Source organism: Thauera terpenica 58Eu (assembly GCF_000443165.1).
In the GTDB taxonomy this organism is placed as follows: domain Bacteria; phylum Pseudomonadota; class Gammaproteobacteria; order Burkholderiales; family Rhodocyclaceae; genus Thauera; species Thauera terpenica.
Genome location: NZ_ATJV01000048.1, coordinates 102,416 through 123,223 on the forward strand (window position 1 = coordinate 102,416; position 20,808 = coordinate 123,223).

Genomic DNA, 20,808 nt, shown 5'->3' on the forward strand with positions numbered 1-20,808 from the left:
ACCTTTGAGGTAACGGGTTTTTTTCGTGCACCTGCCCGGAAACAGGGAAGAACGGCTCAGATGCCGTGCTTCTCGCTCACCATCGTGTTGACCAGGGTCAGAACTTCGCGGCTGGCAGATTCGGCAGCACTCAGCGCCGACACCAGCACCTCGCGCATCGCATCCGCATCCGTCTCGCTCTCATTGATGATCTCCAGCGCCTGTCTGATCGAGTCATGAACACGCTGGTGTGGCTGCTCCAGCGCGGCATAGGCACGTGTGGCGCCAAACTGGGCCTTGCCCGGCCCGCCGTAATACCAGTTCCCGAGGCGACAGTCGCGATGAGGGACAGCGACCAGACTTGCCTCCGCGCCCTCGCCCTTGCGCTCGATCGCCACGTAGGCATTCTGCATGTAGAGGATGTGATCCATCTTCACCAGCGAGGCAAAGGACAGGTCCTTCGCCCGGTTCAGCTGCACGATGGTGTCTTCGGATGAACGCGCCACGCTGGCAAACTGGTCACGAAAAGCCGACACCTCACTGCTTACCTGCGCGCTCTTCTCGCCCACCCCTGCGGTCTGTTCCACCATGGTGCCGACCCGTACGCGGAAGCTCTCGATCAGCTGACTGATCTCGGCGGTCGCTGCCTTGGTGCGCTCGGCGAGCTTGCGCACCTCGTCCGCCACGACCGCAAACCCCCGGCCCACTTCGCCCGCCCGTGCAGCCTCGATGGCGGCATTGAGCGCCAGCAGATTGGTCTGGTCGGTGATCTCCGAGATGATCAGCACTGCGCGATCGATCGAACCACTGGCCTCACCGAGATCGCTGGCCGCCCCGGCCATATCCTGCATGCGGTGATTGATGTGCTCCAGGGAATCACCGATGCGCACCACCTCCTCACTCGAACGGCTGGCGCCGTCGCGGTTGTCCTGAGCGATTTGCAGCACCGAATCCATCTCGTGCGCAATCTTGAGCAGATCGTTCTGATTGCCCTGCAGGTTGCCCAAGAGGTTTCCGGTATTGAGCGCATGCATCTGTGAGCTCAGGCGATTGCGCACGACATAGCGTGCGTTCTCCTCCATGGTCAGGATGGCCTCATTGACATCAACGAGCGACTTGGCGAACTGGCCGGGCAGGCCCTTCACCAGGGCATGACGGTGGTAGATGCCGTGCGACACCCTTTCGAAACAGGTCGATATTTCCTTGAAATAGGTTTCCACCACGTCGAGGAGTTCGTTCAGCTCCCACGCCACCTTGCCGACCTCTCCCAGACCGCGCGTGTCGGTCACACGACGGTGCAGATCGCCATTGCGGCAGGCGAAGATGATCTCTTCCATGCGCTGCAGCGTTTGCAGCGGGCGTTGAAAACGCCTCCACGCATAGATGCTGAATGCAAGTGCGAGCAAGGGGATGCAGACTGCAACTGCGCTGAGGCCGTGATCGACAAAATCCCATAGCGCCAGACTGAATGTCAGGGTGACGAAGACAAGGCAGAAAATGAAGAACTGTCGATCGAGAAAGGGCGTTCCGCTGTGCTGCGATCGGGAATTCCTGGTGGACATCGCGGGCTCCATGATCAGTCTCGGCAGCTCGCGAGCGTGAACTGCTCGAAGCTCACCTTCCGCTCGGCCATTGCACTTTTTAGCCATGCCAGCGAGGCCTCAGGCGCGGCCGCACTGCCCGCCTGACGCTCTATGCGCAGCATTTCGGCGTAGAGATCCGAGGCCTCGCGCACTGCATCAGGTGACACACTGCGGCGCACGGAAAAATAGCCGGCGACCTCACCCGTGGCATTGCGATCGAGGGTCACGTTGGCCAACACCCAGTAGAAATGTCCGTCAGCGGTCAGATTCTTCAGTACCCCGAAAAACTCGTTTCCAGCCTTCAGCGTATCCCACATCAGGCGATACACACCGCGCGGGACATCAGGATGGCGGACAACATTGTGCTGCTTGCCCATCACCTCATGTTCGGCATAGTTGGAGATACGCATGAAGGTGCGATTGACATAGGTGATATGGCCTTTCATGTCGGTCTTGGAGACGATCAGATCATTCTCCTGCAGTCGTACTTCCTGCGCTGTTGGACGAACTCCGGACTTCATGTTGCATTTCTCCACGGACGCATCATGGGTGGCACCAGTCTGACTGGTCTTGGCAGCTTATCGGCAGCGTGGACGAAAACTCAAATCACGCCACCCCTATTTTGTACAACTTAATCAGCATTGGCAGGGTGGCGGGCAGGGGCATCAGCCGCAGCCTCGTCCTGTGCCGGCTTGCCATGCAGCACACAGGCGGCGACCGCGGTAGCAATTGCGTCGGCCATGCGCGCGATGCGCACAGGATCGCGCAACAACAGTTCCTCATCGCGGTTCTTGATCACACCGGCCTCGAAAAGCACCGCCGGCATGCGTGCATGGCGCAACACCGCCAGCCCGTCGTAATAATGCACCGCATGCTCAAAGTCAGCGTATGTGCGACGTCGCCCGTTCTTGTGAGTAGGCATGAAGCCCATGCGCTGCAAGCGTGCGCCGATCACGCGTGCACACAGGATGCTATGTGCCGTGTCGGGGTTGTCGCGGGAGACGAAGAGCGAATGTCCGGCATGATCGTCATTGAAATCCAGCGTCTGACCGCGCCATTGCCACGACTGCAGTTCGAACGCATTGACCGAGTCATGATGAAGGGACAGCAGCAGGTCTGCGCCCTCGGCAGCCTGCGGCCTGGCCTGCAGGCTGTCAATGCGGCCGTCCGCGTTGATCAGACGCACCGCAAAGCCCAGCGTGTTCAGCGTCGCACGCAGCGCCTGCGCGAGCTCGTGGTTGAACTCGAATTCAGTGCGCCCGCGTGCACTCGTCGCCCCCGGTGCAAGCAGGGTATGGCCGACATCGACCGCGATCTCCGCGCGAACGGCCGCGCCGGCCAGCACCGGAGCCGCCATCAGCGCCCACAGCAGAACCGCCGAGTGCGCCCCTGCCATCGTCTTTCGCCCTATCATCACCACCCTCCAAGCCAGCACACACGGGCCTTCGCGGGGCACTGTCAATCTTGATGCAAATCATGGAGGACGACTATCGCCCCCCCTACCATGCAGCGACCATCGGCACACGCCGTGGAATGTAGTACCACTCAGTTGTACCCCTGACCACCGACACCAAACCTGAAAACGAGACCAAAGATGAGGAGTGCGCGATGAGCGGCATATTCACCAAATCAATGGCGCGGAACATTTTCTATGGGGGAACGGTTTTTTTCTTCCTCCTGTTCCTTGCGCTGACCTTCGACACCGAACGCGAGTTGCCGTCGCGAGACAATCGGGAGAACCTGACTGCCGAAGTAGCTGCCGGCAAACACATCTGGGAAACACGCAACTGTATCGGTTGCCACTCCTTGCTGGGCGAAGGCGCCTACTTCGCTCCGGAACTCGGCAACGTATACACCCGCCGTGGTCCGGAATTCATCAAGGCTTGGATACAGAGCATGCCCACAGAGGCTCCGGGTCGCCGCCAGATGCCGAACTTCAATCTGTCCGACGAAGAGCTTGACCAGCTCGTGGCCTTCTTCAAGTACACAGCGGGGATCAACACTTCCAACTGGCCACCCAACATCGAAGGTTGATTGAAACCCGGAGACCACAAAGGGATCATATATGCAATACAAATCACAAGCGGTCGCCATGCCCTACTTCATAGCGGCGATCGGGCTATTCGTAGGGCAAATCATTTTTGGCCTGATCATGGGTCTGCAGTACATCATCGGTGATTTCCTCTTCCCGGAAATTCCCTTCAACGTGGCCCGCATGGTCCACACCAACCTGCTCATCGTGTGGCTGCTGTTCGGCTTCATGGGGGCGGCGTACTACATGGTTCCGGAAGAAGCGGAAACCGAACTCTACAGCCCGAAGCTGGCGCTGCTGCTGTTCTGGGTCTTCCTCGTCGCCGGCGCAGCCACCGTTCTCGGCTATCTGCTGGTGCCTTACGCCACACTGGCCGAGATGACGGGTAACGACCTGCTGGCCACCATGGGGCGTGAGTTCCTCGAGCAGCCGCTGCCGACCAAGGTCGGGATCGTGGTCGTTGCGCTTGCCTTCCTGTTCAACATCACGATGACGAGCCTGAAGGGCCGCAAGACCGCGATCAGCATGGTGCTGCTGCTCGGTCTGTGGGGTCTGGCGATCTTCTTCCTGTTCTCCTTCTACAACCCGGTGAACCTCGTTCGCGACAAGTTCTACTGGTGGTGGGTTGTGCACCTTTGGGTGGAAGGCGTGTGGGAGCTGATCCTCGGTGCGCTGCTGGCCTTCGTGCTGATCAAGGTGACCGGTGTCGACCGCGAGGTCATCGAGAAGTGGTTGTACGTGATCATCACCCTGGCGCTGATCTCCGGCATCATCGGTACGGGTCACCACTACTTCTGGATCGGTGCTCCGGAGTACTGGCAGTGGTGGGGTTCGATCTTCTCCGCACTGGAGCCGCTGCCCTTCTTCGCCATGACCGTGTTCGCCTTCACCATGGTCAACCGTCGGCGTCGCGAGCATCCGAACAAGGCGGCCGTGCTGTGGGCGCTGGGAACTGGCGTGATGGCCTTCCTCGGTGCCGGCGTGTGGGGCTTCCTGCACACCCTGGCTCCGGTGAACTACTACACCCACGGTTCGCAGATCACCGCAGCCCACGGGCACATGGCCTTTTACGGTGCCTATGTGATGGTGGTGCTCACCCTCATCAGCTACGCCATGCCGATCCTGCGCGGGCGTGCCGCCAACTCCAACAAGGCGCAAGTGGTGGAGATGTGGAGCTTCTGGCTGATGACCGTGGCAATGGTGTTCATCACCCTGTTCCTCACCGCCGCAGGCATCCTGCAGGTGTGGTTGCAGCGCGTGTCCGACGCACCGATGTCCTTCATGGCAACTCAGGACCAGCTCATGCTGTTCTACTGGATGCGTGAATGGGCGGGTGTGATGTTCTTCGTCGGCCTGCTGGTGTATGTGGCCAGCTTCTTCATCAAGGGCGAGACCCGTTCCGCCAAGGCATGACGACACAAGCTGTGTCTCCGTAATAACGCCTGGGTGACTAGGTAAAGGGGTTGGGGCGGCCGAGGCCGCCCCCTTTTTTTGTGCACTGCGCCGAGCGACGGCAAGACAGCCGTTAGAATTCCAGCTCCGCCTAGCGCCCACCCCGCCGGAAGACATCGTGCCCCGCCCCACCCGCCTCAGCCCTGATCGCCCGCAACGTATCGCCATCAATGGTTATGGCCGCATCGGGCGTTGCTATCTGCGCGCACTGCATGAAGCCGGCCTCAGCGCACAATTCAGGGTGGTGGCGATCAACGAGCCCGCCGATCTGGCCAGCATCGCCTACCTCACCCGCTTCGACTCGACCCACGGCCGCTTCCCTGGCGAGGTCGCCGTCGCCGATGACAGCCTGCTCATCAATGGGCAGGCCATCGCCATCTCGCATGCCACCACACCGGAAGCAGTGCCCTGGGCAAGTCACGATATCGATCTCCTCATCGAATGTTCAGGCCAGTACGGCAGCCGGACCGAACTCGAACGCTTTCTGCACGCAGGCTGCCCACGCCTGCTGCTATCCCAGCCCGGCAACAGCGCCGAGGACGTCGATGCCACCATCGTGCACGGCATCAATGACAGCAGCCTCACCGTCGATGCGCGCCTGGTGTCCAACGCCTCATGCACCACCAACGCGGTCGTGCCGGTTCTCGCCCTCTTGCAGCGTGAGTTCGGCCTTGAGAACGTGCTGCTCACCACCTTGCATTCGGCCATGAACGATCAACCCTTGATCGACGGCTACCACCACTCCGACCTGCGTCGCACGCGATCGGCCATGCAGTCGATCATCCCGGTATCGACCGGGCTCGCGCGCGGTGTGGAGCGTCTGCTGCCCGTGCTCAGCGGCAAGGTCCAGGCCAAGGCCATTCGGGTGCCTACCCATAACGTATCGGCCATCGACATGGTGTTGCAGCTGGCAAGAGACGCCGACATCGAGCGCGTCAACGCCTTATTGCGCAGCGCCGCAGAACACGCCTGCCGCGGCCTGATTGCCTGGTCCGACGAGCCCCACGTATCCATCGATTTCAATCACGACCCGCATTCAGCCATCGTCGACGGTGGCCAGACGCGCATGCTCGGGGCCAGGCTGCTCAATCTTGTCGTCTGGTTCGACAATGAGTGGGGCTTTGCGAGCCGGATGGTGGATGTGACGCGCCACTGGCTGGGCAAGGTGCTCACGCCTGCCACGGCCTCAGAGCTTCAGGCTCTTACGCCCTTGCTGCGGCGTGACCAGAGCAATTAACCACGATCAAGTTAATTCACCGTACCCCTGCCTAGACTTGCGCTCATGAAACAAGAAACGCTCACTGCAGGCACCACGGCACCCATGGTGCAGGAATCCCGCCACAGACTGGCGGGCGACATCGCGATCTGGATCTTCATCCTCGCCGAGTTGCTCGCCTTCGGCGTCTTCTTCATCGCCTACGCCTTCACCCGCGCCAACCACATCGAGCTGTTCGACGCCGAACAGGCGGCGCTGAACCGCAACGCCGGGGCGCTCAACACCGTGCTGTTGCTCACCGCGAGCTACTTCGTGGTGCGCGCCGTCCAGGCTGCCGAGCGTCTCGCATCCGCCGCCAGCGCACGCTGGCTGCTCGCGGCAATTGCCTGCGGTGCCGGCTTTGTGGTGGTGAAGCTGTTTGAATACGCGGCCGCGTTCGAGCACAACATCAGCCTTTCAAGCAGCCCGTTTCACATGTTTTATCTGTCCCTGACCGTCTTTCACTTCATGCACGTCATCCTCGGCATGGTGATCCTGACGGCCATGTGGAACGGTGCACGCGCCGGACGCTATCGGCCGGGCGACATGAACGGACTGGAGACGGGCGCCGCCTACTGGCACATGGTGGATCTGGTGTGGCTCATCCTGTTCCCGCTGGTCTATGTCATTCACTGAGGGGACAAGCATGAATTCCCACCTTCACGGCACGCCGCGCCGCGCCACCTGGCTGTGGGCAACGCTGATCGTTGCCACCCTGCTCACCTGGGGCATGGGAGCGAGCGGCGCCACCGGTCGCGGCGCAATCGCCATTCTGGCCGCCATCTCCTTCTGGAAGGGTGCGGTCATCATTCTCGACTTCATGGCACTACGCCATGCACCGCTGCTGTGGCGTGTCGTCACCCTGGGCTGGATGATCGTGGTCTGGGCCGTGATCGCCATCGCATACATCAAAGGACTGCCACAATGAAGCCGGACACCCCCAACCTCGACATCCCGTACTACCAGGCTGGCGGCAATGAAGTCGAGGTGTTTGAGCACGCGTGGAGAAACCGCCTGCCGCTGCTGATCAAGGGTCCGACCGGTTGCGGCAAGACCCGCTTCATCGCGCACATGGCTGCGCGGCTCGGGCTGCCACTGTATACCGTGGCCTGTCACGACGATCTGACCGCCGCCGACCTCGTCGGCCGCCACCTCATTGGTGACGGCAAGACAGTATGGTGCGACGGCCCGCTCACGCGCGCCGTGCGCGAGGGCGGCATCTGCTATCTGGATGAGGTGGTCGAGGCCCGCAAGGACACCACCGTCGTCCTTCACCCCCTGGCCGACGACCGCCGCATCCTGCCCATAGACCGCACCGGCGAAGTACTCGAGGCACCGCCCAGCTTCATGCTGGTGGTGTCCTACAATCCAGGCTATCAGAACCTGCTCAAGGGCATGAAGCCGTCGACGCGCCAACGCTTCGTCAGCGTACGCTTCGACTTCCCGCGTGCTGAACAGGAAGAGGCCATCCTCATCGGCGAAACCGCCTGCCCGCCCGACCTCGCCCGTCGCCTGGTGGCGATCGCCGGCGCGCTGCGTGCCCTGAAGGACCGCGATCTGGAGGAAGCCGCCAGCACCCGCTTGCTGATCTATGCCGCCCTGCTTATCAAGGACGGCATGGACCCGGTTGCGGCCTGTCGCGTGGGCATCATCGAAAGCCTGACCGACGACGCCGAGGTCGCTGAAGCCCTGATGGAGGTGGTGTCGGCGACCTTCGGTCGCTAAGATGCCCACTCCGATGACCACTAAAGACGCTGCCTTCCACCGCCACCCCATGCCCGGTCCGCCTTTGGCGATTGTCGCCGAGGCCCTGTTCGTCATCAACCTGATGCTGCTGCCCGGCCTCGCCTTCCTGGCGCTGATGGTGTTGTGGATCAAGCACCGCAATCATCCCGACCCATTGGTACGCAACCACCTGCGCCAGACGGGCTGGACCTGCATCACCGGCGGCACCCTGCTGGTGAGCGCCAGTGTGGGCATTTTCGTGCTCGGCGGTTTCGACAATCCATGGTCGTGGGTGATCGGCGTGCTCTACTTCACCTTCGTGCACTCCTCCCTGATCCTGCTTGGCGTGCTCGGCCTGGCGCGGGCGATGAACGGCCGCAACTGGCGTTATCCGGTTTTCGGACCACGGGAAAATGTCTGAGCTGAGCGCTCAGCGCGACACTGACCGCGCCGACAACAGACCCCGACGCTTCATCCCGATCGCGTCGGCTGCTTCAGTCGGACTGGCATCGACCCGCCGCCAACAGCGTCAGCGCGTGGCGCTACAGATGGGTTTTTTCATCCTGTTCGTGCTCGCACCGGTGTTCGACATCTTCCGCTACGACCTCGACGCGGACCATGCCTGGCTGCTCGGCATGGAATGGCGCCTGGGGCTGGACGACTTTCTTGCCGGCAAGGCCAGCGCGCTCGAGGCCGCAGGCAACATCATGTTGCGTCTGTTCGTGCCCCTGTTCATCGGCGCCGGAGTGCTGCTCGGCGTGGCGTGGAAATGGGGCCGGCTGTATTGCGGCTGGCTGTGCCCCCACTTTTCCGTGGTCGAGACCATCAACAGGCTGATGACCCGCGCTTCGGGCAAACCCAGCGTGTGGGAAAGATCGACTTCGCCGCCGTGGCAAGCCGACGGCAGCAGACTGAAGGTTGATGCGCGCTGGTGGGCAGTGGTGCTTCCCGCTGCGGTGACTTTCGCCTTTCTGTGGGCGGTGGTGCTGCTGACCTACCTCCTGCCCCCCGCCGAGGTGTACAGCAACCTCTTCCACGGCGAACTCACGCGCAACCAGTTCATCTTCATCACCGCAGTCACGGTGGTGCTGAGCCTGGAGTTTCTCTTCGCACGCCATCTGTTCTGTCGCTTCGTGTGCGCCGTGGGCCTGTTCCAGAGCCTGGCCTGGATGAGCAACAGGAACGCGATGGTGGTGGGTTTCAAGCGCGAGCGCGCAAGTGACTGCAGCAGTTGCCTGCCCGAGCGCCAGTCCGCATGCGATGCGGTGTGCCCGATGCGGCTGCGGCCGCGCACCATCAAGCGCCACATGTTTACCTGCACGCAGTGCGCCCAGTGCGTCGATGCCTGCGCCGAAACCCAGCGCGACAACCCCGAGGGGCCGCTGCTGACCTGGGTCTCGGGCGAAGCTGCGCGACAGAACGAGGCGGGCTTTCGAACCGTCAGGGAGCGTTGAGTCATGGAAGAAGCCGTAGGCAAACTCTGGCACCGTCTCATCACCCGGGCCGCCGGCGGGCACTTCCCCGAGGCCGTGGTGAAACTGAAGGAAATCGAACGCATGACCGGCGTCTTTTTCCGCGCCCTGGGCGGAGACCCCGGACTGCGTGTCGCCGCGGCTACAGCCGACGTACATGGTGCGCGCCGCAGCCTGCTGTCACGCATCGCCGGCAGCGACGAGCGCACCCCGCGCGCGCGCATGGACGCCATCACCCTGCGCCTGCCGGTCCAACTTGATGCCTTGCCCGAGCGCGCACTGAACCGCGACCTCTACTTATGGCTGGCCGCCATCGCCGCCGCACAAGGCAAGCCCAGGGGGGCGCAGGACGAAACCGCGCTGGCCCAAGCCCTGACCCAGCTCGCGCCCTTGCCTGAAGGCGCCAGCGCCGACCCGGCGAGCCTTGAAGTACGCCTCAACCAGCTCGCCACCCTGCGTGCACTGCTGCGCTGGCCAGGTCTGCGCACGCGCTACGAGCGCCTCGTCGCCGCCGTCCTCAAGCAACGCCCTGACCCCGCTCGCCTGCCGCCGGTCGAAGCCGAACGCGAGCGACTCATCCGTCAGGCGCTGACCACACCCGGCAGCGTCGCGGCCCTGCCCGCGCTGCCCCCCAAGGGCATGCCGCACCAACCGGTGCTGCTGTGGCTCAGTGATCTGGTCTCGCCGCTTGCTGTCACCACCCCTAGCGGAGCCGGCGCCGAGGCCGTTGCCAGCGCACCCCGCCCGAAGGGCGACGATGAAGAAACCGAGCGCCAGGCGCACCGCGTGGAGCGGGTCGAGGACGCACCGGAAAAACACGGCCTGATGATCGTGTTTCGCGCCGAAAGCCTGCTCTCGGTGGCCGAGTTCCTCAAAGTCAAGCGCAGCACCGATGACGACCCCGACGACAATGCCGCCGACGCTGCGGCCAATCTCGAACAGCTGACCCTGTCGCGCGACGAGGATCGCATCGCCTCCAAGATCCGTTTCGACCTCGACCTACCCTCCGCCGCCGAGGACGACGTGGTGCTTGGCGAAGGCATCTCCCTGCCCGAATGGGACTATCGCAAGAGCCTGCTGCGCGAGGACCATGTGCGTTTGCAGGAACTGGCCGCCTCGCCGCGTGACCCGCGTGCCGCACCGACGCCACTGCCGCAGCACCTGCGCCGCACCGCGCGCCACCTCCACCGCCAGTTCGCGGCCCTGCAGCCAGGCCGGCGCTGGCTCAAAGGCCAGGCCGACGGCACCGAACTCGACATCGACGCCGTGGTGCGCGCCACCACTGATCGCGCCATCGGCCAGCACCCCTCCGACCAGCTCTATCTGTCACTGGAAAAGCGCGAACGCGACCTGGCCTGCCTGGCGCTGGCCGATCTATCGCTGTCGACCGATGCCTGGATCTCCTCCGACGCTCGCGTCATCGACGTCATCCGCGACTCCTTGCTGCTGTTCGGCGAAGCCTTGTCCGCCACCGGCGACCGTTTTGCCTTGTGCGGTTTCTCATCGGTCAAGCGCAGCAACGTGCGCTTCCATCGCCTGAAAGACTTCTCCGACCGCTTCGATGACAGCGCGCGTGGTCGCATCATGGCGATCAAGCCCGGCTACTACACCCGCCTCGGTGCGGCAATCCGGCACGCCACCAGCGTGCTGGAAAAACAGACTGCAGCCCGCCGCATCCTGCTCATCCTGTCCGATGGCAAACCCAACGACCTTGACCTGTACGATGGCCGCTACGGCATCGAGGACACCCGTGTTGCGGTGATCGAGGCACGCGGCCGTGGGATCGTGCCTTTCTGCGTGACGATAGACCGCGAAGGCGCCAGCTACCTGCCCCACCTGTTCGGGCCGGCGGGCTATGCGGTCATTCGCCAACCCGACGAGCTTCCTGCTCGTTTGCCGATGTTTTATGCCCAACTCACACGCTGACATGAACCAACCGGATACCCTGTGCCAGGAGGGGCTGCGTGCACCAACCTCCAGCGCGGACGACGACGCCCTCTCTCCCGAGGTCGGGCGCCTGTGTCGTTTATTGCGTCAAGCACCGATGTTCCGCAGTCTGGGCTGCGATGAAATCGCACGCTTCGCACGCGGCGTGCGCGAGATCAAGGCAGCGAAGGGCGAAATCCTCTTCCACCGTGGTGATGCGTGCAATGGCTTTCATCTCATCCTGTCTGGCCAGATCAAGCTCGCCTTCACCTCGTCCGAGGGCAACGAAAAGGTTGTCGACATCCTGCGCACCGGCCAGAGCTTTGGCGAAGCGGTGATGTTCATGGACAAGCCCTACGTGGTGATGGCTCAGGCCCTGGCCGACAGCACGCTGCTGCACATCGGCAAGCAGGTGTTCTTTGAGGAAATGAACAACGATCCGCTGTTCTGTCGCAGGATCATCGCCGGCCTGGCACAGCGCCTGCACCGTCTGATGGGCGACGTCGAGAGCTATTCACTGCGCTCGGGGCGGGAGCGCATCATCGGTTATCTGCTGCGCGAAGAAGAGACGATTGGCGACGCCGCCAGCGTCGGCCGCGTGTCCATCCGCCTGCCCACCAGCAAGGGCACGATCGCATCGCGTCTGAACCTGACCCAGGAACACTTCTCGCGCATCCTCAACGAGCTGACAAGTTCAGGCCTGATCGAAGTCGAGGGCCGCACCATCCACATCCCGGACATCGGCCGCCTGCGTTGCAATGTTGAGTAAGAGCGAAAACACTCGACCGCATTTGAAACAAGAAGTGGCCACTGTGTGTAGGCGAATGAGTCCGGATGAGCTTGGCTACGTGCACTCTTTTCGGTACCAGGTCCGGATCGAACATCCAAATATCTTATTATCATTTCCGGGCACAGCCGATTGACTTGATCTGCCGATGGCCAAGGATGTCTTACAAGATGACTATTGGACGCACCTCATGAACAATGACTCCCCCGAACGCAGGTCAGCCTCCTCGCCATCTGGTGACGCCAGCCCCGGTTGCGATCGATGCCGCGATCTTGTGCCCTTGGACTTCGAATTCAGCATGGCCTTTCAGCCCATTGTCGATATCACCCAGCGCACAGTCTGGGGCTGGGAAGCCTTGGTACGAGGCATCGAAGGCGAGGGGGCAGCCAGCATTTTAGCGCGCGTGAATGACGGCAATCGCTATCAGTTTGACCAAAAATGCCGTGTGCGAGCCATCGAACTGGCGCAGAAACTAAGCTTGCCGTCACGGCTGTCGATCAACTTTCTGCCAAATGCCGTCTACGATCCACGTTCTTGCATGCGCGTGACCACCGAGGCTGCAAACCGCGTTGGCTTTCCGCTTGAGCGTCTGCAGTTCGAAATCACCGAAGTCGAACAAGTGCGCGACGATGGACATTTGCGCGACATCGTCAATGAATATCGTGCAATGGGCTGTGGCACAGCCATCGATGACTTCGGCGCGGGTTACTCAGGGCTGAATCTACTGACCCACTTCCAGCCCGACGTACTCAAGATCGATATGAACCTCATTCGCGACATCGACCAGGATCGCACTCGAAGGCTGATCGTTCATAACCTGGTTCAGCTTGCGGCCGACTTGCCGTGCACCCTGATCGCCGAAGGCATCGAAACCATCAACGAAGCCCGCTGCCTCGCTGATCTTGGCATCCGCTTGCATCAGGGCTACGCCTACGCACGCCCTGGCTTCGAAACCCTACCCCAACCTGACCCAACGCTGCTCGCGCACGTCCATTCGTGCTAAGCCACAGAGCAGCGGGCTCTGTGTAAATACGTACTCACTGCCGCCCTGTCACCCCTTCAGCCAGCCTTGCCGTCCGCCCGCGCGCGCAGCAGGAACGGCGTGTAGCGCCACAGGTAGAGCGCAAAGCCCAACGCCCACAGGGTGGCAGCAGCATGGACGCCGGCCAGCACCGCAGCCGGAATCGCGACTACCGTGAGCACGCGAGTCACAGCCGCCAGTTGCACCAACACGTACGCCGCGGTCTCGATCGGTCCGGCTGCCAGCATGCGTCCGGTATGGCCTAGCGCGGTGCGCGTCATCATGCCGATGATGAGCCCGCCGGTGGCGCCAATGGCCAGCGCATGCACGCCCGCCGTACGCGGCAGCACGCCAAGCTGGGCCAGCGCAATGAGGGCCAGCCCGGTCGGAATCCACATGTAGGACAGATGCAGGATCCACACCAGCGGCGTCTTGCGCGTCGCCCATGGGTTCCAGCCGCCTACTCGCAGCGCCTGCGCCAGCGCGGCGGCGATCGACACCGGCGCCGCCCAGGCGCCCGCCGCCGCGGCCCAGAGCAACAGCGCCACACCGGTCAGGATCACTGCGGCCCAATCGACCCATGCCTTACGCCATTGCTTGATGTTGCGCACGGCGTTAGCGGTGAACATCGGGATCACCCGCCCACCGATCACGCTCTCGAGCACGATGATCAGACCCAACGCCAGGTGCATGGCCATCAGCGGATCAAACGCGATCACCTCCAGCACCGCTAGATGGAACAACAGGTTCGCCAGCGCCAGCATGACCGGCAGCATGCCGACGAAGTAATTGCGCTTGCTCTTGGCCTTGATCAGTACGCGCAGCATCAAGGCCGCCGCAATCGGCAGAAAGGCGAGATCGACTACTGCGACCCAGGCCCCACTGCCGAAAGCCATTGCCAGCCGGCCGGCGAGCCACAGGGCAGCGAGCATCGCGAGCAAGCCGTCAGTTGGCGTGTCCAGACCCGTCCAGTTGCGCCCTGCAGTAAGCAGGAAACCGATGATCACCGCCACCGCAAAGCCGAAGATCATCTCGTGCGCGTGCCACCAGATCCCTGGAATAGGCAGTTCCAGCCCGCCGGAGAAGGCCACCGCCCACACCGGGATGGCCACCGCGGCGAGAATCGCGGCAAGCAGGTAGAGGGGACGGAAGGCCAGCGCCCACAACGAAAAAGTTTCGGGCGGGATACGTTTGGTGGTGGGTTCTTCCAGGGGAATCAGTGCCATGTTGCGAGCTCTCTATCAGGGTGTTACGGGGCACTCAATGACTGGTGCCTTCTTCGCGTGTGATCTTGTTCCACACGTTGTACTTGCCTACCGGCTTGCGCATCGGCAAGCGCTTGATTTCCTGCAGACTCTGCGCGTCGTAGACAATCACCGCGCCGTCGTCCTCCCACAGGCTGGCGAGCGCATGGCGGCCGTCGCGGGTGAACTCGACATGGGCGAGCGTCTTGCCGGGCTCGCCGCTGATTTCCTTCACCACCTCCAGCGTCTGCTTGTCGATCACCTGCAGGATGTGCTTGGCCTGCGGACTCATCATGGAGTCAACAAAAGCGTAGCGGCTGTTGGCGTGGCTGCGCAGAAAGAAGCCCGGGCCGCGCGTGGGGATGCGCTTGATGACCTCCCAGCTGCGCATGTCGATCACCGTGACTTCGCCCGCCTTGAGGTTGGTGCTGGCCATCACCGTGCGCAGCTTGCCGCTGCCATCGGTCCATTCCCAGGTGATGCCCGAGCCCAGGTGGGGCATGCCATCGAGCGGCAGGTTGGCGATCTTGCGCCGCACGTCGAGATTGACCACCTGGCCCACGCCCTCACGCGACGCCCCCATCAGCTCGGAATAGTCCTGGGTGAAGAAGAAGTCATCGAGCACTTCTTCGAGCATGGTGCGGCGTGGATTGAGATAGCCGGGGATGAAGCTGCCTTCGCGTTGAGCATAGTCGTGGATGAAGCCGGTGGGGATGTCCTCGACCGCCTTGGTGTAGCTGATCTCCCACACCTCGGGCACATCCTTCAGCGCGGCGATGAAGGACTGACGCGGCGTGGCGTCATACACCGCCGACACCCGCGAACTCTTCTTGCCATCGCGATCGGTGGCGGCGAGGGTCTTGATCAGATTGAGCTCACCGTCGAGCAGCACCAGGCTGTTGGGCAGATAGTTGGCCACCGCCACATGATTGCCGTCGGGGGACACGGCGACGTTGCGGGTATTGATGCCCGCCCTCACCTCGGCCACCACCTTCAGGTTCCACAGATCGAACTTGGTGATCCAGCCATCGCGCGAGCCGAAGAACACATAGCGCCCGCCAGCCGCGAACTTGGGGCCACCATGGAGCGCGAAGCGCGACTGGAAGCGGAAAATGGCTTCGAGCCTGTCGCCGTCGAGCACGCTGACGTGGTGGTCACCCGCCTCGACAACGAGGAAGAGGTTCAGCGGGTCGGCGTCGAACACCGGCGTACTGGACAGCGTGGCGGGGTCGACATGCTGGATGCGCGAGGCGCGGATGTCCTCATCGCTCCAGCTTGGCGCGGGCTCGACCGGGCTGTAGATGAGCTCGACCAGGGCCGCCATCTCGTCCTTGTTCAACTGCGCGGCAAAGCCCGGCATCTGCGTCGCCGTGCGCCCTTCGGCCACGACCTTGAGCGCATCGGGTTTGCGCAGGCGTGCCAGGTTGTCGGGCAAGAGCGCAGGCCCCATCAAACCGAGGCGATTGTGTGCATGGCACTCGGCGCAATGCTGGGCATAGAGGGTTGCTACGGGAAGAGAGGCGGTCTGCTGTGCAGGAGCGGGCACAGCGCCCTGCCCTGCGGCGACCGACAGCGCCGCCCCGCAGGCAACAACACCGACAACGATGGCACGCAGCGAGCTCATGCAGACACCTTGGCAATGCGCACCCAGGGCGTCGTCACCACGCGCTCTCCACCTTCATAATCAGCCGCGCTGACGCCGATTTCGTCGTCATCGAGATAGCAGGCAGGGTCTTCCGCCCACGGGTTGCCGGTGACCTGCGAGGCGCGCACGCGCGAGCTGCCATTGCAGATGTCGAGATATTTGCACGCACCACAACGCCCCTCAAGGCTGCGCGGATGCTGCTTGAGACCAGCGAGCAGCGGATTGGAGAGGTCATTCCAGATCTCGCCGAAGGCGCGCTTGCGCACGTCACCCAGCGGCACATGCCACCACATGGTGTCGGGGTGCACGATGCCGAGGTTGTCGATGTTGGCGACATTGACCCCGCTGGCATTGCCGCCCCACTGTCGCAGCTTGGCTTCGATGTGCGCCGCACGCTCGGGGAAGCGACGCATCACCCACTGCAGCATGAAAGGCCCATCCGCGTCGTTGTTGCCGGTGACGAAATCCTTCTCTATCCCCCGCTGATGAAGCTCGAGACAGGTCTCGAACAACAACTCCATCGCCTCGCGGGTGGTGCGGTGATGCGCGTCACCGGCGCGGTTCTTGTTGCCACGGCCGGCGTAATTGAGGTGAGAGAAATAGAACTTGTCGATGCGCTCGTCTTCGACCAACTTCAGCAATGCCGGCAGGTCATGGGCATTGCCTTCGGTCATGGTGTAGCGCACGCCAACCTTGATGCCGCGTTCCACGCACAGGCGGATGCCGCGCATCGAGGCCTCGAACGCGCCTTGCTTGCGGCGGAAATGATCGTGCGTGGCGCCGATGCCATCGAGGCTGACGCCGACGTAATCGAAGCCGATCTCGTCGATGGCGTCGATGTTCGAGTCATCGATCAAGGTACCGTTGGAGGACAACGCCACATAGAAACCCATGGCCTTGGCACGGCGAGCGATGTCGAAGATGTCGGGTCGCAACAAGGGCTCGCCGCCGGACAGGATGAGCACCGGCACACGCGCTGTCTTGAGCTCATCCATGACCTTGAACACTTCGTCGGTATTGAGCTCGCCGGGGAAATCCTTGTCGGCGGAGATCGAATAGCAGTGCTCACAGGTCAGATTGCAGCGCCGGATCAGGTTCCAGATGACGACCGGGCCGGGCGGATTGCGGCGCGGCGCGACCGCAGTGGGGTGATCAAGCTCGCGGATGAAGTTGGCAATGCGGAACATGAGGGCTCTCCTGAGTGCATCCCATTAGAGCCGAGCACCTGCGCAGGGAAAATGACCCGGGTCAAGGGCTTGATGAAATGCACCCGGAGATTCGAACGAGGAGCCCATACGAGCAGCGCAGGGACGACCCGAAGGTCGCGTGAGGTCCGGAACTCGGAGCGTTTTCACTCCGTCCCCAGCCCTTTGCAGCGTCAGCCACGCACGATCTTAGCCACCAATGCGCAGGCCGGTCTTCTTGAGTATTCCGGTCGAGAACAGCACGTCGCGGCGCCGGCATGCGCCTTGAAACTCGCGCTCGATCAGGGCGGCAATCTCGGCCACACGCTCCAGCGCAGCCTCGCGGCTGGCTGCATGCACCATGGCAAAGAGGTTGTAGGGCCAGTCCGGCAGGTGGCGCGGGCGGCGATAGCAGTGCGTGACGAAGGCCAGGCCGCCCACGCGCTCGCCCACCGCGTCAACCACGCTATCGTCGACGTCCCACACGCTCATGCCGTTTGCGGTGTAACCAATGGCGTAGTGATTGGGCACCGCACCCATGCGCCGGATGCGGCCGTCGGCCAGCATCGCCAGCAGGCGGGCGCGCACCGTGGCCTCATCGCTCGCGACACGCTCGGCAACCGCCGCGTAAGGCCGGGGCACCAGGGGCAACCCGCCCTGAGTGGCGAGCACGATGCGGCGGTCAAGCTCGGCCTCGCTCGCGGGCGCGGTATCGACTAAATTCATCAGGCCTCCAGCTTCATCTCGACAAAATACTCGCGTTCTTTCGGAAACAGGTGCACCGTCAGGGCGGTGAGTGCCTCGATGCGGCGGGCGCAGGCAGCAATGCCCTCGGGGGCCTCGGTGGCGAGCACGAACCACATGTTGAGCGCGTGCTCACGACGATAGTTGTGTGCCACCTCAGGGCATGCGTTGACCGCATCCACCACGCGCTGCCAGTCGGCCTCAGGCACGGCCATCGCCGCCAGGCAGAACGCGCCACCCATGCGCTCGATCTGGAACATCGGGCCGAAGCGCGTCAGCACGTGATCATCGAGCAGCGCCTGCAGGCGCTGGATCACTTCACTCTCGGTGAGCCCGAGTGAGGCGCCCACCGCCGCGAAAGGCGCCTCCAGCACAGGGAAGTCACCCTGCAGCGCGTTGATCAAACGCCGATCGACGGCATCGGGCTCGCGGCGTGCGGCCACGCCGCGGCGGCTGGCGGGCTTTTGATCGGTGAGCGCTGCATCTGTTTCAGACATGGGCGTCCTCCTTGGTGGCGAGATAGCGGGCGCCGGTCTGCTTGAAGCGCCGACAGCTGAACAACACATCATGTGCGTGCACGTCCAGGCCGAGCCGTGACGCAATGTCGGCGCGCGCAGCCAGCACCTCGTCGCGCGCGCTGCCGTGAATCATGCAAAACAGGTTGTAGGGCCACTGCGCCCCTGCGCGCGAACGCCGATAACACAGCGTCACCGCAGGCTCGGCGGCAAGGCGACGACCGAGCTCGGACACACGTTCATCGGGCACATCCCACACGCACATCGCATTGGCGTCGAGGCCAAGCTCGTGATGACGCACGACCACGCCAAGGCGCCGGATCAGCCCCTCTGCCAGCCAGCGCTCGATGAGCTCGATGCTCATCGCTTCACTCAAACCCACCTCGCGCCCCAGCGCTGCGAAGGGCGCGGGCAGCAGCGGCAAGCCCGCCTGCAGCACCGCCAGCAAAGCCTGCTCGAGTTCGGGCAGCGCACACGCCGAGCCAGCCACCTCCCTCAGCTGATGTACGACTGCATCCGCCGCGACCGCCCGCTGCTTGCGTGCCGAACCGGCGCCAAGGTCGAAACCCAGATCGATATGGAACTCTTCCTCCAGCGGCAACACGATGACAGCGCAGCCGGTATCCCCTTCGATGCCGGCCACGACCTCACGCAGCGCCTGCTCGGATGCCGCCGTGAGCACGAACCACAGGTTGTAGTGATGCTCGCGCTGATAATTGTGGTTGATTGCCGTCTCGCTGCTGACACGCGCAGCAACCTCTTCCAGCCGATCGATGGGGGCGGCCAAGGCCGCAAGCGCGCTCGCGCCGAGGCGACGCGGGGCAAACACCGCCCCGACGCGGCTCACCAGGCCATCGCCCTGCATGCGTCGATAAGCCGCGATGACCTGATCCTCGTCCAGTCCCACTGCCTCGCCAATGCGGGCGAAGGGGCGCGAGACACAGGGGAAATCACGCTGCCACTCGTTGAGCAGACGAAAATCGACCGCATCCACCGTCTGCGGCAGGCTCACGCTGCGCGGCATCAGAAGCCCGTGCGCGCGGCGCGCGTGGTGAAGAAGATGCCGCTCGGGCTGGCGGCATCGAAGCCACCGATCTGCTGCTTGGTTGCGGTGTCGAAGATGACGACCTTGTTGTCATCACGCGACGACATCCACACCTCCTGGCCCTTGGACAGAAACTCCATGTGCAGGATGCCGCGACCCGGTTGCAGGGTGTGCGTGACCTTGCCGCTGACGGTGTCGATGACCTGCACCCAGCCGTTTTCCGGAAAGGCGAAGTTCACCCAGATCTCGCGGCCGTCGGGGCGCGCCATCACGAACACGGGCTGACTCCTGACCGGGATGCGGCCGACCTCCTGCCAGTCATCGGTGTCGACCACCAGCACTTCATGGCGCCCGATCGCCGGCAGATAGGCATGACCCGCGGCGACCGACCAGCCGCGCAGGTGCGGCATCTTGTACACCGGCAGCGGTGCCTCGCCCTTGCCATAACCGGCGAGTATCTTGCGGCTACCCTGATCCAGGTTCCACAGATCCAGCATCGCCAGACCATCCTCGCCGAACAGGCCGGCAATGTAATGACGGCCATCCGGCGTCACCAGTGCGTCGTAGGGCTGCTTGCCACCGACGAAACGCTCGGTCTGCGGATTGCGCGGGTCGGAAAAGTCGGTGATCCAGATCTCGCCAGCCTCGAACAGCGAATAGATGAAGCGCTTGCCCGACAAGTCTGCGAGACCGACCACCTTGGAACGGGTGCCGTCCGCCGTGATCGCCGGCACCTCGGCGAGGAGCTCGAGCGTGTTCGCATCGAAGGCCTTCACCCCGCCTGGAGCATAGTTCTGCGCCACGACGATGCGACCATCATGCGAGATCGAGCCGCCGATCGCATTGCCGGCCTGAATCACGCGCGCGACGATCTTCGCCTGCAGCAGATCCACCTTGGTCAGGCCGCCATCGCGGCCAAAGACGAAGGCGTAGCGCGCGTCGCGCGAGAACACCACCGAGGCGTGTGACAGGTCGCCCAGGCCGTCTACGGTGGCGAGCACCGCATGGGCGCTGGTGTCGATGATCTTGACCCGGCCATCGGCACGCTCGATCACCACCCCCAGATCGCCGGTGCCGCGCAGCGCCGGTGCCTCAGGCAGCGCAGAGCAGGCCGAGAGCAGCCAGACGATGGCGGGCAGGATCAGTGCCCACAGGGCGGGCGGCGCGAGACGCACCGGGGTGGACGAGGACATGGAAAC

General features: G+C 63.2%; 21 protein-coding genes. 11 read left to right on the forward strand and 10 right to left on the reverse strand.

Annotation, left to right across the window (positions count from 1 at the left end; genetic code table 11):
• Positions 1 to 56 precede the first annotated feature (56 nt).
• From M622_RS40695 to M622_RS27500, 3 genes are all read right to left on the reverse strand, one after another.
• Positions 57 to 1,541, reverse strand: coding sequence for a methyl-accepting chemotaxis protein (locus M622_RS40695; RefSeq protein ID WP_021248829.1), 1,485 nt, complete (start codon positions 1,539 to 1,541; stop codon positions 57 to 59).
• Between the two features lie 14 nt (positions 1,542 to 1,555).
• Positions 1,556 to 2,083 (reverse strand): PAS domain-containing protein, encoded by a 528-nt coding sequence (locus tag M622_RS27495; protein ID WP_021248830.1) that lies wholly within the window; start codon positions 2,081 to 2,083, stop codon positions 1,556 to 1,558.
• Positions 2,084 to 2,193: 110 nt separating this feature from the next.
• A complete protein-coding gene (locus tag M622_RS27500; RefSeq protein ID WP_052028694.1) occupies positions 2,194 to 2,976 on the reverse strand; it encodes an N-acetylmuramoyl-L-alanine amidase family protein in 783 nt (260 codons plus the stop codon).
• A gap of 194 nt (positions 2,977 to 3,170) precedes the next feature.
• On the opposite strand from M622_RS27500, the gene M622_RS27505 reads away from it, so the two are divergent.
• The 11 genes from M622_RS27505 (at position 3,171) to M622_RS27555 (ending at position 13,214) form a co-directional block, all read left to right on the forward strand.
• On the forward strand, positions 3,171 to 3,596 hold the full coding sequence (locus tag M622_RS27505; protein ID WP_021248832.1) for a c-type cytochrome: 426 nt from the start codon (positions 3,171 to 3,173) through the stop codon (positions 3,594 to 3,596).
• Positions 3,597 to 3,627: 31 nt separating this feature from the next.
• Positions 3,628 to 5,007 (forward strand): cbb3-type cytochrome c oxidase subunit I, encoded by a 1,380-nt coding sequence (locus M622_RS27510; RefSeq protein ID WP_021248833.1) that lies wholly within the window; start codon positions 3,628 to 3,630, stop codon positions 5,005 to 5,007.
• Between the two features lie 157 nt (positions 5,008 to 5,164).
• Positions 5,165 to 6,283, forward strand: coding sequence for a type I glyceraldehyde-3-phosphate dehydrogenase (locus M622_RS27515; RefSeq protein WP_021248834.1), 1,119 nt, complete (start codon positions 5,165 to 5,167; stop codon positions 6,281 to 6,283).
• Between the two features lie 45 nt (positions 6,284 to 6,328).
• Positions 6,329 to 6,937, forward strand: a complete 609-nt coding sequence (locus M622_RS27520; RefSeq protein WP_031346589.1) for a cytochrome c oxidase subunit 3 family protein — start codon at positions 6,329 to 6,331, stop codon at positions 6,935 to 6,937.
• A gap of 10 nt (positions 6,938 to 6,947) precedes the next feature.
• A complete protein-coding gene (locus M622_RS27525; protein WP_021248836.1) occupies positions 6,948 to 7,229 on the forward strand; it encodes a cytochrome C oxidase subunit IV family protein in 282 nt (93 codons plus the stop codon).
• On the forward strand, positions 7,226 to 8,026 hold the full coding sequence (locus tag M622_RS27530) for a CbbQ/NirQ/NorQ/GpvN family protein (RefSeq protein WP_021248837.1): 801 nt from the start codon (positions 7,226 to 7,228) through the stop codon (positions 8,024 to 8,026). Before M622_RS27525 ends, M622_RS27530 begins: the two co-directional genes overlap by 4 nt.
• 13 nt (positions 8,027 to 8,039) lie before the next feature.
• A complete protein-coding gene (locus M622_RS27535) occupies positions 8,040 to 8,447 on the forward strand; it encodes a magnetosome magnetite crystal formation protein family (protein WP_031346591.1) in 408 nt (135 codons plus the stop codon).
• Complete coding sequence (locus tag M622_RS27540; protein ID WP_021248839.1) at positions 8,440 to 9,480, forward strand: 4Fe-4S binding protein; 1,041 nt, start codon at positions 8,440 to 8,442, stop codon at positions 9,478 to 9,480. The genes M622_RS27535 and M622_RS27540 overlap by 8 nt, the downstream gene beginning before the upstream one ends.
• Positions 9,481 to 9,483: 3 nt before the next feature.
• Entirely contained in the window at positions 9,484 to 11,424 is a 1,941-nt protein-coding gene (locus M622_RS27545) for a nitric oxide reductase activation protein NorD (RefSeq protein ID WP_021248840.1), read from the forward strand.
• A gap of 1 nt (position 11,425) precedes the next feature.
• Positions 11,426 to 12,193, forward strand: a complete 768-nt coding sequence (locus M622_RS27550) for a Crp/Fnr family transcriptional regulator (protein WP_031346594.1) — start codon at positions 11,426 to 11,428, stop codon at positions 12,191 to 12,193.
• Positions 12,194 to 12,359: 166 nt separating this feature from the next.
• On the forward strand, positions 12,360 to 13,214 hold the full coding sequence (locus tag M622_RS27555) for an EAL domain-containing protein (protein ID WP_245543046.1): 855 nt from the start codon (positions 12,360 to 12,362) through the stop codon (positions 13,212 to 13,214).
• Between the two features lie 56 nt (positions 13,215 to 13,270).
• Here the strand turns inward: M622_RS27555 and M622_RS27560 are convergent, their stop codons facing one another.
• The 7 genes from M622_RS27560 to M622_RS27590 all read right to left on the reverse strand — a co-directional run bounded on the left by M622_RS27560 (position 13,271) and on the right by M622_RS27590 (position 20,802).
• Positions 13,271 to 14,458 (reverse strand): NnrS family protein, encoded by a 1,188-nt coding sequence (locus M622_RS27560; RefSeq protein ID WP_021248843.1) that lies wholly within the window; start codon positions 14,456 to 14,458, stop codon positions 13,271 to 13,273.
• Between the two features lie 34 nt (positions 14,459 to 14,492).
• Positions 14,493 to 16,100 (reverse strand): cytochrome D1 domain-containing protein, encoded by a 1,608-nt coding sequence (locus tag M622_RS27565; RefSeq protein WP_021248844.1) that lies wholly within the window; start codon positions 16,098 to 16,100, stop codon positions 14,493 to 14,495.
• A complete protein-coding gene (nirJ, locus tag M622_RS27570; RefSeq protein WP_021248845.1) occupies positions 16,097 to 17,308 on the reverse strand; it encodes a heme d1 biosynthesis radical SAM protein NirJ in 1,212 nt (403 codons plus the stop codon). The genes M622_RS27565 and nirJ overlap by 4 nt, the downstream gene beginning before the upstream one ends.
• A 207-nt stretch (positions 17,309 to 17,515) precedes the next feature.
• The gene (ahbB, locus tag M622_RS40295; protein WP_021248846.1) at positions 17,516 to 18,031 is read right to left on the reverse strand and encodes a siroheme decarboxylase subunit beta; all 516 of its coding nucleotides are present in this window, start codon (positions 18,029 to 18,031) and stop codon (positions 17,516 to 17,518) included.
• Entirely contained in the window at positions 18,031 to 18,546 is a 516-nt protein-coding gene (locus M622_RS40300; protein WP_021248847.1) for an Lrp/AsnC family transcriptional regulator, read from the reverse strand. The genes ahbB (M622_RS40295) and M622_RS40300 overlap by 1 nt, the downstream gene beginning before the upstream one ends.
• Positions 18,539 to 19,588: a siroheme decarboxylase subunit beta gene (gene ahbB / locus M622_RS27585; RefSeq protein ID WP_021248848.1), complete on the reverse strand. Its 1,050-nt coding sequence runs from the start codon at positions 19,586 to 19,588 to the stop codon at positions 18,539 to 18,541. The genes M622_RS40300 and ahbB (M622_RS27585) overlap by 8 nt, the downstream gene beginning before the upstream one ends.
• Positions 19,588 to 20,802, reverse strand: a complete 1,215-nt coding sequence (locus tag M622_RS27590; RefSeq protein ID WP_021248849.1) for a cytochrome D1 domain-containing protein — start codon at positions 20,800 to 20,802, stop codon at positions 19,588 to 19,590. The genes ahbB (M622_RS27585) and M622_RS27590 overlap by 1 nt, the downstream gene beginning before the upstream one ends.
• Positions 20,803 to 20,808: the final 6 nt, after the last annotated feature.